This window comes from Kytococcus sp. HMSC28H12 (assembly GCF_001816045.1).
Lineage (GTDB): Bacteria > Actinomycetota > Actinomycetes > Actinomycetales > Dermatophilaceae > Kytococcus > Kytococcus schroeteri.
Genome location: NZ_KV824472.1, coordinates 1 through 15,998, shown reverse-complemented (window position 1 = coordinate 15,998; position 15,998 = coordinate 1). Strand labels below are relative to the sequence as shown.

Below are 15,998 nucleotides of genomic sequence, written 5' to 3'. Positions count from 1 at the left end.
CGCCCCGCACCAGCTGGTGCGGGGCGCCCTCCCCAGAAGAAGATGCCGTGCGGCCGGCGGTCAGTCGCGGGTCAGCGCGGTGGAGCCGGAGCACTTGGCGGTGCCGGCCGGCACGTCGATGGCCGTCATGGCGGCCTCGGCGGCCTTGCACTCGGCCGAGTCGGCGCCGAACAGCTCGATGGCCGACTCGATGACGCCCTCACGGGCCTCGGCGTAGCCGGAGGACGAGGTCAGCTTGGTGGAGAGCGTGGTGTACCAGATCTTCTCCATCGCCTCGCGGCCCCCGCCCTCGACGGTCGAGCCGTCGCAGGTGGGCGAGTCGTACTTCACACCGTCGATCTCCTTGGCGCCCGAGCCCTCGGAGGCCAGGAAGAACCAGTGGTTCAGCGGGCCGGAGCCCTGGTGCGGGTCCATGGAGTCGATCTCGGCCGAGTAGCAGCTGGGCGAGGAGCCGTCCTTCTGCGGGTCGTCCATGTAGCGCAGCGGGGTGCCGTCGCCGTTGATGTCGATCTGCTCGCCGATGAGGTAGTCGCCCTTGTCCTGCGCGTTCTGGGCGTGGAACTCCACGGCGGTGCCGAAGATGTCCGAGGTCGCCTCGTTCAGCCCACCGGACTCGCCGCTGTAGACGAGGTTGGCCGTGGCCTCGGTGACGCCGTGGCTCATCTCGTGGGCCGCCACGTCCAGGGCCACCAGCGGGTTCTGGTTGCCCTCGCCGTCGCCATAGGTCATCTGCTGGCCGTCCCAGAAGGCGTTGACGTAGTTGTCGCCGTAGTGCACGCGGCTCGTGGCGCCCTTGCCGTCGTCCCAGATGCCGGCACGCTTGTGCACGGCCTCGAAGTAGTTGTAGGTGGACTGGGCGCCGAAGTGGGCGTCCACGGCGGCCGAGGCCGGGTCCTTCATGGTGCCGTCGCCCCAGGCGTTGTCCTCGTCGGTGAGCACCTCGCCACCGGACTCGGAGTTGCCCATGTCGATGGTCTGGTGGCCCTTCTCGTCCTCCATGGTGAAGGCGCCGTCGGAGCCCGCGGTCTCCATCTTCACGTCACCCACGTAGATGCCCTTGCCGGTGCCCTCCACGTGCTTGATCTCGTCCCAGGAGCCCAGCACCTCGCCGGTCTCGGCATCGACGTAGGACTTCACGCGCGAGGGGGTCTGGTCGGCGCGGACGCCGGTGGTGGTCACCTCGTAGGCCAGACGCGGCTCGTCGCCGTGGGCCCAGACCACCAGCTCGCCCTTGCTGGCGTTCTCGGTGGCCGCGGTGGAGGCGGCCTTGCCCTTGGAGAGGGCGGCGGCCTTGGAGAGCTTGGGGGTGGTGCTGGCCACGGCGACCTCGGCGGAGGCCTTGTGGGTGTCCTTGACCTGGCCCTGGCCGTCCACGGCCACCACCATGTCGCCGCCGATGACGCGCAGGCCCTTGTAGGTGCGGTCGTAGCGGACGTGCTCGAAGCCGTTGGCGTCGGTGACGCTGCCCTTCTTCACCAGACCCTCGTCGGAGCCGGCGCCCAGCTGCTGGGCCACGGAGGGCTGGGCGGCCGCGGTGCCGTCGGCCAGCGGCAGGGCGTGCGCGGTCGGCAGCACCATGCCGGCGGTGGCGATGGCGGCAGCGACCCCCAGCGAGCTGCTTCGGACGGTGCGGAACATGGTGCCTCCTTGGTCAGGGCCGCCGCGTGGCGTTCCCCGGTCGTGTGTCGTGCGGCGGCCTCTCCCGTCGCGGTGCCCACACGCTCACCCGCTGGTGTGACCTGGGACAACCCTGTTGACCGAGCCGTGGTCCGTGGCCGAAGAACTCTTGACCGTTCGTGGGGGCGAGCCCGGGACGGCAGTGGTGGACGACGGCCGGAGTTGACCGTCGCCGGCCCTCACCCGAGGTCGAAGACGCGCACCGGCAGGCCGAGCCCGTGGTCGGTGCCCTCCCCGCCGCCACGCAGCATCGCGGGGATGAACTCGGCCGGGTCCGGGTGGTCCGGCAGGGCCTCGAGGTAGGCGGCGTGCTGCTGCAGGGAGGCCACGGCCCGCTCGGCGTCCTGCGGCTCCAGCGCGATGACGTGGTCCGGCTCGGCCGCGCCGGTCACCACCACCCAGCGGGTGCTCCACGGGTCGAGGCCCTCCTCGTCCACGAGCTCGGGGAAGATCCACCGGTTGCCCGCCGCGGCCACGGCATCGACCGCGGTCAGCCCGGCGACGCGGTGGTCGGCCTGGTTGAGGCCCCACGGCGCCACGTCCGCCCAGGTCGTGGTCATGACCAGCTGCGGGCGCACCTGGCGGATGACCCGGGCGATGTCGCGCCGCAGCGCCAGGGTGGGCTCGAGCACGCCGTCGGGGTGGTCGAGGATGCGCAGGTCCCCCACGCCCACCTGGCGGCAGGCGCTGCGCTGCTCCTCCGACCGGATGCGGCGCACCGTGTTGGGCTCCTGCGGCATGCCCGCCTCCCCGTGGGTGAGCAGCAGGTAGGACACGTCGACACCCCGGGAGGTCCAGTGCGAGACCGCCGCCGATGCGCCGTACTCCATGTCGTCGGGGTGGGCCACCACGCACAGTGCGCGTTCGAGGCCGTCGGGGGCGAAGGGCTGCAGTCCGCTCATGCGCCCACTGTGGCACCGCGTCGGCCACGGCGGAACCGCTGGCTACGCTGGCGCGGTGTTCCGCCAGCTGCCGCCCTCCACCCGCACCGACCTGCAGGTCGACGCCCTGTCCGGCTCGGTCGTGACCGATGCCGGGGACCACCTCGTGGTGCGCACCCCCGCCAACCCGGAGTACCACTGGGGCAACGCCGTCCAGGTGACCTCCGGGGACCCGGACGACGCCGCCCGCTGGGTGGCGGTGTTCGAGGCGGAGTTCCCCCAGGCGACGCACCGTGCCATCGGCCTGCCGCGCGAGCCCGACCCGACGGCCTGGGCCGGCACGGGGCTGGAGCCCGACGTGGTGGAGACCCTCACCGCCACGTCGACCCCCTCCCCCACCCCGGTGCCCACCGGCTTCACGGTGCGCCCGCTCGACGACGCCGCCTGGGAGCAGCGCCTGGCGCAGGAGCTCGCGGAGAACGCCGCCACGGGTGAGTACCCGGCCGATGAGTACGCCACGTTCATGGCCGGGCAGGTGGCCGCCCGGCGCCGTCTCGTGGACGAGGGGCGTGCCCACTGGGTGGGGGCCTTCACCGCGCAGGGCGAGCTCGCGGCCTCGTTGGGGGCGGTGGTGCTCCAGGGCGAGCCCGTGACGGCGCGGTACCAGTCGGTGCTCACCGCTCCGGCCCACCGTCGGCGGGGTCTGGCGCGCCACCTGCTCACGGTCGCGGCCGAGTGGGCGTGGGAGCGCGGCGCCCGCGAGCTGGTGATCGTGGCCGACGCGGACTCCGACGCCGGGCGGCTCTACCGCGCGGCCGGCTTCACGCCCGGGCCCCGCGGCCACGGCATGTACCGCGCGGCGGTCGAGCCGCGCACCGACACCCGCCCCGGCGAGGTGGTCGGCGGCACCACCACCTGGCCGGGACTCACCGACCCCGACCACTCCGCCTGGTACACCGAGCGCATGCGCTCGCTGGCCGCCAGCGGGCAGGACGTGCAGGGCGAGACGCGCCTGGTGGACGTCCTGGCGCCGCGCGGTGCCCGCCTCCTGGATGCCGGGTGCGGCCCCGGGCGGCACGCCGGCCACCTTCTGGGGCTGGGTTTCGACGCCGTGGGGGTGGACGTGGACCCCGCGCTCGTGGCCGCGGCCCGCGAGGACCACCCCGACGGCACCTGGTTGGTGGCCGACCTGGCCACGCTGGACCTCGCCGCCCACGGGCAGCCGGAGCCGTTCGACGGGGCCCTCATGGCCGGCAACGTGCTGGACTTCGTGGCGCCCGCGGCTCGTGGTGCGGTGCTGCAGCGGGTGGCCGCGCACCTGGTGCCCGACGGCTTCGTGGTGGTGGGCTGCCGCACCACCACCGGTTTCGACACCGCCGCGCTGGACGCGCTGCTGGCCCCGGCGGGCCTCACGCTGGAGCACCGCTTCAGCACCTGGGACCTGCGCCCGTGGACGCCCGAGGCCGAGTTCGCGGTGAGCGTGCTGCGCCGCCAGGGCTGAGGCTCATGCGGGGCCGGTGAGGCCGGGGCTGGCCTACCCCAGGTGGTGCCGTGGCCAGGACGAGATGTCCCGCAACAACTGGCGGTCGTGGGTCGCGACCACGACGGCGGCCGCGGTGCCCTGCATCCACTTGGTCAGGTCGTCCACCACCCCGGCCGAGAGGTGGTTGGTGGGCTCGTCCAGGAGCAGGAGGTCCGGGCGCTGCGCCAGCACCAAGTGCAGGTGCAGGCGCCGCTGCTGCCCCGGGGAGAGACGCCCCACGGGGGTGCGCAGGAGGTCGGCGTCCACGAGGCCGGAGGGTGCGGCGTGGCGGCCGCGCTGTTCGGCCAGGGTCCTGTCGATGAGGTGCTGCGCGGTCATCTCCTGTGGCCAGTCCGGCACCTCCTGCGAGAGCAGCACCACCCGGCCGGAGGGGTGCCGGTGGACCGTCCCGCCGGTGGGCTCCAGCGTCCCGGCCAGGAGTCGCAGCAGGGTCGACTTGCCCGCACCGTTGGCCCCGGTGACCACAAGGTGGTCACCACCACCCACGGTGAGGGTGGTGGGCACCAACCGCCCGGTCACGGCCACCTCATCGCAGTCCAGCAGGACGCGCGCGCCCGCTCCGGGGAGTTCGGGGAACCGCCGCTCGGCCGGGGGTGGCGGCACCGTCAGGGCGTACGCCTCCAGGGCCTCCTGCCGCCGGTTGAACGCCTGCACCGCACCCGCAGCCCGGGTGGCCCGCTGGTGCTTGCCGGTGCCCTTGTCCGGCCGCCACCCAGTGCGGAGGCGGCCGCGTGCCTCCTCGGCAGCCTGTTCCAGCTGGGCGCGTTCCTCGGTCTGCTCGGCGTACTCCTGCTCCCAGCGGGCGCGGTCCCGGCGGCGGCCCTCCACCCAGGCCTCGTGACCTCCCGCGTACAGGCGTGGCCGGCCGTTCGAGCTCGGGTCGAGGTCCAGGAAGGAGGTGGCCACGTCGTGCAAAAGCGCGCGGTCGTGGCTGACCACGGCCCATCCCCCGCGGTGCTCGCGCAGGCGGTCAGTGAGGAAGGCCAGGCTGGTGGCGTCGAGGTGGTTGGTGGGCTCGTCCAGCAGCAAAAGGTCGGAGTTCCCGCCCAGCGCGCAGGCCAACCGGACGCGGTACCGCTGGCCCACCGACAGCCTGGCCAGGGCGCGTTCGCGGTCGGTGCAGGCATCCAGACCGGCGAGGGCAACGTCAATGCGGCGCTCGGCATCCCAGGCGTCGAGCACCGTGGCCCGGTCCAGGGCGGCTGCGTACTCCTCGTCCGCCCCTGCGCGTTCCTCCGCAAGGGCCTGCGTAGCCCCATCGAGCCGTGACAGCGCGTCCAACGAGGGGGCGATGGCGTGACGCACCAGGGAGCCGACGGTCTCCCCCGCACGGGAGGCCAGGTCCTGCTCCACCAGGGTGAGGGTGCCCACCCGGCTCAGCTGCCCCGCATCGGGCTCGAGGGTGCCGGCCAGGACGTGGAGCAGGGTGGTTTTACCCCGTCCGTTCTCGCCGACGATGGCCAGCCGGGACCCGGCGGTCACGCTGACGTCGACGTCGGTCAGGAGGGTGCGGTGCCCCAGGGTGACGTGGATGCCCTCGGCGCGGATGTGGGCGCCGGCACCCGCCGGGACGTCTGGCTGGGAGGGCGCGGAGGAGGGCGTGTCAGGGGTGGATGAGGCGCGGTGATCGATGTTCTGCATGGTGCTCTCTTCGACTCGTCAGGGAGCCGGGCAGCACTGACAGGACCGCCCGGCGGGGACCGTGACGGCGTGCAGAGGAAGAAGGGTCGACTCCGCCGCCGTCAGCGGCGGGTGCGGAGCCTCATCGATGCGGTCATGCACCCATCGTAGGCGCGTGGGCCGGGCAGTGCAGCGAGTTTCCTGCGTCGCACCGGGGTGCCGCGTCGCTCAGGAGGCCGCGGCGGTGGCGCGACGGTCACGGGCGGCCACCCACAGCAGCGGGACCACGGCCAGGCCCAGCACCGCGCCGAGCCAGGACAGGCCCGCGAAGCTGCTGGCAGCCACGACCATGCCGGAGAAGGCACCTCCAGCGGCACCGGCCAAGGCGATGAGGACGTCGATGGTGCCCTGCGTCCGGGCGCGGTTGGCCGGGACGGTGCCGTCCACCACCAGGGCCGTGCCGGAGATGAGGCCCAGGTTCCAGCCCAGGCCCAGCAGTACCAGGGCCAGGACGATCCACCCCATCGACTCGCCCGGGGCCAGGGCGGCCACCACCCCGGCGGCCAGGAGCGTGGCGCCGGCTGCGGCGGCCATGGGCAGGCGCCCGACGCGGTCGATGAGGGCGCCGGTCACCAAGGAGGGCAGGTACATGGCGGCGATGTGGAGGCTGATGACCAGCCCCACGTCACCCAGGTCGTGGTGGTGGGCCCGCATGTGGACCGGGGTCATGGTCATGATCGCGACCATCACCACCTGGGTCATCACCATGACGCCGGCGCCCACCCAGGCGGTCGGACGTGCCGGGGGCAGAGAGGTGCTGGCGGTGACCGGTGCCGTGGCAGCCCCGCGTGTGTCTGGTTCGTGGGCCGCGGGGTCCGGATCGGCATCCGTTCCGGCCAGCGTCTTGGCCAGCAGGAAGGGGTCCGGTCGCAGCATGACCAGCAGGACGGCGCCCGCCGCCAGGTAGGCGACCGAGGCCAGCATGAACGGACCCGCCAGCGACGGAATCCCCCAGGCTCCGGCCAGTCGGCCCAGCGGTTCCACCAGGTTCGGTCCGGCGACGGCGCCGACCGTGGTGGACACCATGGCCATGCTCACCGCGGTCGCGCGGCGCTGCGGCGTGGCCAGGTCCGTGCCGGCGTAGCGGGCCTGCAGGTTGGTGGCTGTGCCGGCCCCGTAGACGAACAGAGCGAGGAACAGCAGCCACACCTGGCCCAGCACGGCCGCGAGGACCACGCCCGCGGCACCCACACCACCGACCGCGAAGCCGACCCCGAGGCCCATGCGTCGACCCCTGCCCTGGGTCACCCGGCCCACCAGGTAGGCCGCGAGCGCTGACCCCAGGGTCACGATCGCCACCGGGATGCCGGCCAGCCCCTGGGAGCCGAGCATCTCCTCGGCCAGCAGGGCACCGACGGTCGCGCCGGCCGCCAGTCCCGCGCCACCGAGCACCTGGCTGAGCACCACCACCCGCAGGGTGCGGGTCTGGATGGCGTCCCGTTGTTCCGGCGTGGACACAGCAGGGCCTTGAACAGCTGTGGGTGCGGTCACAGTGGTGCTCCTTCGGTCGGCCGCCGGTCATCCTGCCCCACGGGGAAGTGACCCCACGCGCCGCCGGCAGCATGCGCCTGTGGCAAGCACCTTCCAGGTCGTGACCGACACCCGGCACAGTCCCGCGCAGCTCTTCGAGCTGTCTCTGGACGTCGGCGAGCACGTGGGCTCCATGCGCAGCTCGGGAGAGATGGCCATCGCGGGGGTGACCTCCAGGATCCTCGACCTCGGCGACCAGGTGACCTGGCGTGCCCGCCACCTCGGCCTGTGGTTCCGGCTGACCGTGCGCATCACCGCCCTCGACCGCCCCCACCCGCGCCCTCACCGCCACCAGCACCGGGACCGGCGAGCTCGTCTCCGCCGCCCTCGATGCGGGGAACCGTCACCTCATCGTCGGCGTGGGTGGGTCCGCCTGCTCCGACGGCGGACTCGGCCTGCTCACCGCCCTGGGCGCCCATGTGCTCGACGCGGACGGTCAGCCCGTCCCGCCCGGCGTCCCCGGCCTGGAACGCGCCGCCCGCCTCGACCTGACGCCCGTCCGCGAGCGCCTCACCGGCATCCGCCTCACCCTGGCGGCCGACGCCACCAATCCCCTGCTCGGCCCCCACGGCGCCGCCGCCACGTACGGACCGCAGAAGGGCGCCGATGCGGTGACGGTCGACCGCATCCAGGCCGCCCTGACACGGTGGTCAGGTCTCCTGGTCGAGGCGGGGTGCCCGCCCGGGCTGGTCGAGTCACCCGGTGCGGGGCGGCCGGAGACGTGGGTCTGGCGTTGATGGCCCCGGGCGCTGAACGGGTCTCCGGTGTGGACATGCTGCTGGACCTCGCGGGGCTGGATGCGAACCTGTCCACCGCCGACCTGGTGGTGACGGGCGAGGGTCGCCTGGACGGTCAGACCCTCTCCGGCAAGGCACCCGCCGGGGTGCTGGAACGGGCGCGCCGGGCGGGTATTCCCGTGGTGGCCGTGTGCGGCACCACAGAGCTCAGCGAGGCCGAGGCCCGAGCGGCGGGGTTCACCGGCGTGGCCACCCTGCAGGAGCTCGAACCCGACCCCGCGCGGTGCCTGGCCGATCCCGCACCGCTGCTCCACCGCATCGGGGAGGACCTGGGGCGGCAGCTCAGCGCCGGCTGACCGCTCAGCGCGCGGCGGCCAGTTCGTCGTCCACCAGGACCTCGGCCGCACCGCGCCATCCGGCAAGGGCCAGCAGCACGCCGGAGAGCGCCATCAGCCACAGCACGATCGTCACGCTGCCGGTCGCGGCCACGATCGCCCCCACCGCCAGCGGCCCCACCGCCGCGAAGATGTAGCCCACCGGTTGCACGATGCCCGAGAGCCGCGCCGTGATCAGCGGGTCGGCGGTCCGGGCCGGCAGCAGCGCGATCACCATCGGGAAGGCGAAACCGCCGAGGCCCAGCACCAGCGCCCACACCAGGGCCAGCGAGTGCGGCGCCACGAGCAGCCCCAGGTACCCGATGGTGGTCAGCCCACCGCAGATCACCGCCAGCGTGCGCAGCGAGGACACCGTCTCGATGAGGCCGGGCATGATCCACCCGCCCAGCACGCCGCAGGCGGCGATGAGCGCGGTGTAGAAGCCGCCCATCCCGGCCGAGACGCCACCCTCGGTGTAGATGCGCGGCAGCCAGCCGAACTGGGTGTAGGCGTTGGTGGACTGCAGGGCGAACATCGCCGTGAGCGCCACGGCCGTCGGCGAACGCCAGATGCTCACGTGGGAGGCCTGCTCGGCCAGGGCGTTCCGCGGGAAGTCGTGGCCGGTCCGCCGGACGACCACCGCCCACATCGCCAGGGGCACCAGGGCGATCACCGCCCAGGCCAGCACCGAGATCCGCCAGTCGCCGCCGGAGGGGTCGGGTCCGTGACCGATGCGGGGCAGCACCGACGCACCCGGCAACCCGGTGAGTGGGATGGCCAGCATCGCGCCGGCCGAGCCGCCGATCGACAACACGGCCACGTAGACCGCCATCAGCTGCCGCTGCTGGGTGCCCGAGCTGTGCCGCTTCACCCACGCCGGCACGAGCACGTTGCCCAGCGCCCCGCCCACCAGGGCCAGGACGCTCAGGGCGAGGAAGATCCCCATCGAGCCGACCACCGGTCGCAGCGCCAGGCCCGCCACGGAGATCCCCAGCGCCGCCACGATGGCACCGCTCAGCCCCAGCCGGCGGCCAATGGGGACCGCCGCCAGCCCCAGCACGCCGAAGATGAAGGGCGGCAGCGCGGTCAGCACTCCGGCACCGAGCCCGCCCCCGCCGAGGTCGGCGGAGATGTCCGGCAGCAGCGGGCCCAACGAGGTGGCCGCGGGCCGCAGCATGAGCGCCACGGTGGCCACGGCCACGATTGCCACCACCGGACCCACGGGAAGACGGCGCCGGGATCCGATGGTGGGGGTGCACATGGAGCGAACCTTACGAGGCGGCCTCCTCCAGCGATGCCAGCGACTCCGCCAGGTAGTCCACCCCGAAGGCGGGCAGCGGCACCTCCTCGCGGAACCAGTCCGGGGTGTCGGTCCAGTCGTAGGTCAGCGTGACCTCGGTGGCCAACCCGCCGGCCTGGTCCACCGGCTCCAGCTCGTACCGCCAGGTCCACCACGTGTCCTCGGATAGGTGCCCGTCTCGCAGCATCCCCGGCGCCCACGCGATGACGCGCTCGGGCTCCAGCGCGATCACCCGGTTGTGCATGACGTACGGCTCGCCGTTCTGCGGGAAGGCCATGTTCATGCCGAACACCTGGCCCACGCGCGTCAGGGGCTCGGGCTCGATGGCGTCCCGCACCCAGTTGGTCGGCTCGGTGTCCTGGTGCCGGGCCGGGTCGCTCAGCACGGCCCACACCGCGGCGGCCTCCACGGGCATCCGGCGGGAGGCGGACATCACCTCACGGTCATCGCTCATGGAGCAACGGTCCCAGACAAACCCGTTGCGGTCCACGCCCACGGCTGTCAGGGTGACGCCATGGACTCCTGAGCTGACGCCCTCCCTCGTGACGCGGCATGCGCCCCGCGAGGAACGACGCTGCCCTCGGAAGGCCCCATGAACCACCCTCACCCCACGGACCCCACCACGTCCGCCGGCCACACGGCATCGGACCACCTGCGTCTGGACGGCATCTCCCGCACCTTCCCCGACCGCCGCGTGCTCACCGATGTCTCCCTGACGATCCCCGCCGGTCAGGTGGCCGTCCTCATCGGGGAGAACGGGTCCGGCAAGTCCACCCTCCTGCGCCTCGCCGCGGGCCTCGACGAGCCCGATGCGGGGACCGTCCACCGCACCGGGACGGTGGGCCTGCACCACCAGGAGCCACCGTTCGACCTGCACCTGACCGTCGAGCAGGTGCTCCAGCGGGCCACGGCCCCGGTCCGTGCCCTCATCGATGAGGTGGAGCGCGCCGGGCAGGAAGTCGCCGCCGACGTACCCGGGGCGACCGAGCGCCTGGCCGATGCCCTGGCCCGGGCCGAGCACGCCGACGCCTGGGAGATCGACCACCGCACCGACCGGGTGGTCGAGGGTCTGGGCATCTCCCGCATCCACCGCTCCCGCCGCGCGGACGAGCTGTCCGGCGGCCAGGTCTCGCGCCTGTCCCTGACGTGGTTCCTGCTGCGCTCGCCGCACACCCTGCTGCTGGACGAGCCCACCAACCACCTGGACGACGCCGCCGCGGGCCTGCTCACCGACCTACTGACAGCGTGGAAGGGGCCGGTCCTCCTCGCGAGCCACGACCGCACCTTCACCGACCAGGTGGCCGACGTGCTGTACGACCTCGACCCCTCTCCCCTGCCGTACGCGGACGTGGCGACCGACCACGACTCCCCCGGTTCCGGCCACGGCGTCACCCGGTTCACGGGTCGATGGGGTGAGTACCTCACCTGGCAGCGGCGCACGCGGGCCGAGTGGGAGACCCGCTTCCGCGACGAGCAGGCGGAGATCCGCCGGCTGGAACAGCGCGAGCGAGACGACCACACCGTCGGCCGCCCCGAGCGGGGACCGCGCACGGAGGCACGGGTTGCCAAGAAGTTCTACGCCGACCGCAACGCCAAGGTGGTGGCCCGGCGAGTCAACGACGCCCGCACGGCGCTGGAGCGACTCCGCGAGGAGCAGGTGCGCAAGCCCCCGGCCACCCTCACCTTCCGTGCCCTGGACGGGCTGTCCCGGGCGAGCGTGCCCCCGGGGCCGGTGCTCACCGCATCGGGCGTGGCCGTCACCGGACGCCTGGCGCCCACCTCGGTCTCGCTGACCGCCACCGACCGCCTGCTGGTCACCGGCCCCAACGGCAGCGGCAAGTCCACCCTGCTCGCCGTGCTGGCCGGCCCGCTGCGGCCCGATGCGGGGAGCGTCACCCGTGCGCCGCGGCTCACCACCGGCCTGCTCACCCAGGAACCGCGCCTGCCCGACGGCGACCCGACGGTCCGCGAGGCCTACCGGCTGGCCGTCGGCGACCGGGTGGCGCAGGAGGTGCCCCTGGCGGCCACGGGCCTGCTGGCCGGGCGCGACCTGGACCGCCCCGTGAGCCGCTTGAGCGTGGGGCAGCGCCGACGCCTGGACCTGGCCGTCGCCCTGGCCAGCCCGCCGGAGGTCCTGTTGCTCGACGAGCCCACCAATCACCTGTCCCTGCGGCTGGCCACGGAGCTGGAGGAGGCGCTGGTGGACTATCCCGGTGCCGTGGTGATCGCCACCCACGACCGCTGGCTGCGCGAGAACTGGGACGGCCGGGTGCTTGACTTGACCCCGTGACGCCCGCCTCCGCCGCCGACCACGCCGACCCGCCGCCGCGGGACCGGCGGGCTCGACGGGGTGGCCGCCGGGTGCTGGCCACGCTGGCCCGCACCCGGCTGGTCCGAGCGGCCCGCCGCTACCTGCTGGCGCACGGCAACGTGTACGCCGGGGGTGTGACGCTCTCGGCCATGATCTCGCTGGTGGCCGCGTTGACCCTGGGCGTCACGGTCTTCCGCCTGCTGCTGGGGCGCCACCCACGGCTCATGGACGCCCTCGTGGGCGCGGTGAACGACAGCTTTCCCGGACTGCTCGGCGACGAGGGACAGTCCGGCCTGGTCTCCACCGGGGACCTGGCCCTCCACGGCGGTCTCACCCTGGCCACCCTGGTGACCCTCCCGGTGCTGCTGTGGACGGCCACCAACGCGATGACGGACCTGCGCCTCTCGCTGCGCGCGATGTTCGGTCTGGGCTCGCTGCCGCTGCACCCCGTGCGGGCCAAGCTCTGGGACCTCGTGGGGATGCTGCTGCTGGGCACCTCCGTGGTGCTCACCGCACTGCTCTCGTGGGGCGCGACCTGGGCCACGCGCCAGGCCCTGGACCTGGTGCGGCTGGAGGCCGAGGCCGAGTGGCTCGTGCGCGGGGCCGCGCTCGCGGCGGCCGCCCTGGTGGACGCGCTCACCATCGGACTGCTCGTGCGGGTGGCGGCCAAGGTGCGCACCCCGTGGCCGCAGCGGTGGCGGGGTGCGCTGCTCGGTGCGCTCGGGTGGGGCGTGCTGCGCCTGGCCGGCACGTCCGTCATCGGGGCGTGGGACAACCCGCTGGTGGCCTCGTTCGCCGGCCTGGTGACCCTGGTGGTGTGGATCAACCTCGCCGTGCGGTGGGCCCTGTTCAGCGCGGCGTGGACGGCCGACCCGCCGGCACCCCGCGCGCTGGAGGGCGAGGAGGTGCACGCCGCCGAGGTGCCCAACTACGTCACCCTGGCCGCCCCGCACACGCTGCTGTGGCCCCACCACCGGGTGACCGGAGCCGTGCTCGCGCCCCGGGACGCGTGGCCGGACCACCGGGCCGGTGCCCACGCCCCGGGCCACGACCCGACTCCGGGTTGATGAATTTCCCAGCCGTCAGGTCTACCGTCCGGGACATGCCCCACGACGTGCCGATGACCTCGATCGACCTCGTCATGGCCCTGGCCGGTGACGACGTCGAGACCCGCGACCCCGACGAGGTGGCGCGCAGCATCGGGACCCGCCTGTCGGACTTCCGGCTGCGCTACAAGTTCGCGCTCGACGAGGTGCTCACCAAGATCGACATCCTGCGCGAGGAGGCCGAGGCCCGCGGGCAGCGCGGCCCCATCGAGCACGTGAAGCACCGGGTGAAGTCCTTCGACTCCATCCTCCACAAGATGAACCGCTTGGGCACCGGTCCGGACCTGGACGTGGTGGCCCGGGAGATCCGCGACATCGCCGGCGTGCGCGTGACCTGCCCGTACATCGAGGACACCTTCCGCCTGGCCGAGATGCTCATGGGCCAGCCGGACCTGACGGTGCTGGAGACCAAGGACTACATCTCCCACCCCAAGCCCAACGGCTACCGGTCGCTGCACCTCATCGTGAGCGTTCCGGTGTTCCTCTCCGAGGAGACGCTGGAGGTGCCCGTGGAGATCCAGATCCGCACCATCGCCATGGACTTCTGGGCCAGCGTGGAGCACGAGATCCGCTACAAGTACGCCGGCGGGCTGCCGCTGGAGGTGGCCGACACCCTGCTGGCCTCGGCGGCCACCGCGTGGGAGCTCGACCGCCAGATGTCCGGGGTGCGCCAGAGCGTGCGCTCGCTGGCTCCCCCGGCCTGAGGGCCGGCGCGCCCCGGGGCGGGGCACGCCGGCGCGGGCTCAGTCCTCCCGGCGCTCGTCCAGCTCGCGCTCGAGCTGCTCCACCGGGTTCTCCACCCGCGGCGGGTGCAGGATGGCGCGCGAGACGTTGTGGAACTCGTACCGGGCCAGCAGCTGGGCGGCGTCCTCCACCGGCAGCTCGTAGGCGTTGGCCAGCATGCGCACGTTCTCCGTGTAGAAGGCATGCAGCCGGTCCACGCTCTTGATGAACTCGATCTCCTTGGAGGCCATGGGGGGTCCCTTCGTCGGCGTGAACTTCAGCGTCCCCATCTTGCCCCACGACGCGATTCCGCGCACCCAGAATCGCACTAGGCTCCCCGGCATGGACACGTCCCCGCAGCTGGCCGTGGTCGTCAATCCCGTGCACGCCCTGTCCTCTCCCGCCGTCCGGGCCACGCGCGAGGTGGTGGCCGAACTCGGGTGGCCCGCGCCGCTCGTGCTGTCCACCACCCCCGACTCCCCCGGCGCCGAGCAGGCCCGGGAGGCGCTCGCAGCCGGGGCCACGCGCGTGGTCGTGGTGGGAGGCGACGGCACGGTGCGGCAGGTGGCCGACGCGCTGGCGGGCACCGAGTGCGTCCTGGGCATCGTGCCCACCGGCACCGCCAACCTGGCCGCCCGCAACCTCGGCTTGGCCCAGCTGACCCGCAAGGGCCTGCGCCACGCGGTGACGGCCGCGGTCACCACCGCCGGCGACCACATCGACGTCGGGCGCGCCACCTGGCGCGGCACCGAGGGGCTGCAGCGCGGCACCTTCCTGGTGACCGCCGGCATGGGTCACGACGCCGCGATCATCCAGGACGTGGAGAGTGCCGACAAGGAGCGCCACGGGTGGCGGGCCTACGTGCGCCCGGCCCTGGCGCGGGCCGCCGACCCCGGCTGGCCGGTCACCGTGGACGGCGAGGAAGGGGAACCGTGGAGCGTGCTGGTCACCAACTCCGGGGCCATCCCGTGGGGGCTCGGCGTCTCCTCGGCCCGCATGGACGACGGCCTGCTCCAGGTGGTCGTGGTGGACCCCGACCCGCTCGTGGAGTGGCTCACCGTGGCCCTGGCGGGGGTGCTGCCGCAGGTGCCGCGCCTGCCCGGCATCCGCCGGCACTCCACGGCGACCGCCACGCTGCGCCCCGACTCCCCCGCCCCGGCCCACCTCGACGGCGACCCGCTGGGCGAGGTGTGGGAGCTCACCTGCTCGGTGGAGCCCGCTGCCCTGTGGGTGGCCCGCCCCCACCCGGCGCGCGACTCCAGCCCCGCGCTCGACCCGCACGTGCTCACCAGCGCCACCCCCGCCGGGGTTGTCGCGGTCATCCGCTCCCTGCGCGAGGGTGGCATCACCCCGGCCGAGCGCGAGGCGGTGACCTCCGCCCTGCTGGCCCTCCAGGGCGAGCACTTCCAGGAGGTCAAGTACCTGCTCAACTCCGGCGGCGACGGGCACGACCTGGAGCACTTCGTCTACGACGTGCTCGATGCCGGGCAGCGGCGCCGGGTGCTCGACCACATCGCTGCCCAGGCGGTGCCGCACGACGAGCTGCGGGTGCTCAGCGACATCGACGACACCTTCAAGGCCAACCTCCACGACCGCCGGTACGACCGGGGCACCGTCTACCCGGGCGTGGTGGAACTGCTCGTGGCCCTGGACCGCTCCGACGCCGCGGGCGACGCCTCCCGCCCGGGCGACCTGACCTTCGTCACCGCCCGTCCCGCCGGTCCGCGCGACCTGCTGGAGCGCTACTCGGCCAAGGGCTTCACCGGGCTGGGGCTGCCGGCGCACACCATCCTCACCGGGACCGTCCGCGGGCTCGTGGACCGGGGACGGATGCGCGACGGCAAGGTGCGCAACATGCGCCGCGATGCCGCGCTGTTCCCCGAGTGTCGGCAGGTCTTCCTCGGCGACTCCGGCCAGGCCGATGCCGAGGTGGCCCTCGAGGTGCGCCGCCGCTGGCCGGATCACCTCACGGCGGCCTTCATCCACTGCGTCACCGAGGTGGACGAGGCCACCCGCGAGCGCTGGCGGGCCGCGGGAGTGCACCCCGTGGACGACTGGGCCCAGGCCGCGCGGGTGGCCGGGCAGCTCGGCCTCATCGACACCGCGGCGGTGCAGCGCGTGGAGGCCGCCGTCGCG

12 protein-coding genes and 1 pseudogene are annotated in these 15,998 nt (G+C 73.6%); 6 read left to right on the top strand and 7 right to left on the bottom strand.

Annotated features, from left to right (window positions below):
• Nucleotides 1–60: 60 nt before the first annotated feature.
• Both HMPREF3099_RS06645 and HMPREF3099_RS06640 read right to left on the bottom strand, forming a co-directional pair.
• A complete protein-coding gene (locus HMPREF3099_RS06645) occupies nt 61–1,638 on the bottom strand; it encodes a M4 family metallopeptidase (RefSeq protein WP_070705265.1) in 1,578 nt (525 codons plus the stop codon).
• A gap of 218 nt (nt 1,639–1,856) precedes the next feature.
• Nucleotides 1,857–2,579: a PIG-L deacetylase family protein gene (locus tag HMPREF3099_RS06640; protein ID WP_070705264.1), complete on the bottom strand. Its 723-nt coding sequence runs from the start codon at nt 2,577–2,579 to the stop codon at nt 1,857–1,859.
• Nucleotides 2,580–2,634: 55 nt separating this feature from the next.
• Here HMPREF3099_RS06640 and HMPREF3099_RS13715 point away from each other — a divergent pair, with 55 nt between their 5' ends.
• A complete protein-coding gene (locus tag HMPREF3099_RS13715; RefSeq protein ID WP_168168467.1) occupies nt 2,635–4,059 on the top strand; it encodes a GNAT family N-acetyltransferase in 1,425 nt (474 codons plus the stop codon).
• 33 nt (nt 4,060–4,092) lie between these two features.
• Here the strand turns inward: HMPREF3099_RS13715 and HMPREF3099_RS06630 are convergent, their stop codons facing one another.
• Nucleotides 4,093–5,742, bottom strand: a complete 1,650-nt coding sequence (locus HMPREF3099_RS06630) for an ABC-F family ATP-binding cassette domain-containing protein (RefSeq protein WP_083323572.1) — start codon at nt 5,740–5,742, stop codon at nt 4,093–4,095.
• Nucleotides 5,743–5,949: 207 nt separating this feature from the next.
• Nucleotides 5,950–7,239: an MFS transporter gene (locus tag HMPREF3099_RS06625; RefSeq protein WP_070705263.1), complete on the bottom strand. Its 1,290-nt coding sequence runs from the start codon at nt 7,237–7,239 to the stop codon at nt 5,950–5,952.
• A gap of 407 nt (nt 7,240–7,646) precedes the next feature.
• On the opposite strand from HMPREF3099_RS06625, the pseudogene HMPREF3099_RS13710 reads away from it, so the two are divergent.
• Nucleotides 7,647–8,404 (top strand): annotated as a pseudogene (locus HMPREF3099_RS13710) (glycerate kinase); the annotation flags it as partial.
• A gap of 4 nt (nt 8,405–8,408) precedes the next feature.
• Here HMPREF3099_RS13710 and HMPREF3099_RS06610 read toward each other — a convergent pair.
• Nucleotides 8,409–9,683: an MFS transporter gene (locus tag HMPREF3099_RS06610; RefSeq protein ID WP_070705260.1), complete on the bottom strand. Its 1,275-nt coding sequence runs from the start codon at nt 9,681–9,683 to the stop codon at nt 8,409–8,411.
• 10 nt (nt 9,684–9,693) lie between these two features.
• Nucleotides 9,694–10,176 (bottom strand): SRPBCC family protein, encoded by a 483-nt coding sequence (locus tag HMPREF3099_RS06605; protein ID WP_070705266.1) that lies wholly within the window; start codon nt 10,174–10,176, stop codon nt 9,694–9,696.
• 138 nt (nt 10,177–10,314) lie between these two features.
• Between HMPREF3099_RS06605 and HMPREF3099_RS06600 the strand changes: the two genes are divergently transcribed.
• Genes HMPREF3099_RS06600 through HMPREF3099_RS06590 form a run of 3 tightly spaced genes read left to right on the top strand, consistent with a single transcriptional unit; the run spans nt 10,315 to nt 13,843 of the window.
• The gene (locus HMPREF3099_RS06600; protein ID WP_070705259.1) at nt 10,315–12,012 is read left to right on the top strand and encodes an ABC-F family ATP-binding cassette domain-containing protein; all 1,698 of its coding nucleotides are present in this window, start codon (nt 10,315–10,317) and stop codon (nt 12,010–12,012) included.
• Nucleotides 12,009–13,100, top strand: coding sequence for a YihY/virulence factor BrkB family protein (locus tag HMPREF3099_RS06595; RefSeq protein ID WP_070705258.1), 1,092 nt, complete (start codon nt 12,009–12,011; stop codon nt 13,098–13,100). The genes HMPREF3099_RS06600 and HMPREF3099_RS06595 overlap by 4 nt, the downstream gene beginning before the upstream one ends.
• A 35-nt stretch (nt 13,101–13,135) precedes the next feature.
• Nucleotides 13,136–13,843 (top strand): GTP pyrophosphokinase, encoded by a 708-nt coding sequence (locus HMPREF3099_RS06590; RefSeq protein ID WP_070705257.1) that lies wholly within the window; start codon nt 13,136–13,138, stop codon nt 13,841–13,843.
• 39 nt (nt 13,844–13,882) lie between these two features.
• Here HMPREF3099_RS06590 and HMPREF3099_RS06585 read toward each other — a convergent pair whose 3' ends face one another.
• Entirely contained in the window at nt 13,883–14,113 is a 231-nt protein-coding gene (locus tag HMPREF3099_RS06585) for a hypothetical protein (RefSeq protein WP_070705256.1), read from the bottom strand.
• A 91-nt stretch (nt 14,114–14,204) separates the two neighbouring features.
• On the opposite strand from HMPREF3099_RS06585, the gene HMPREF3099_RS06580 reads away from it, so the two are divergent.
• Nucleotides 14,205–15,998: diacylglycerol kinase family protein (locus HMPREF3099_RS06580; protein ID WP_070705255.1), on the top strand; the 1,794-nt coding region annotated here is incomplete at its 3' end.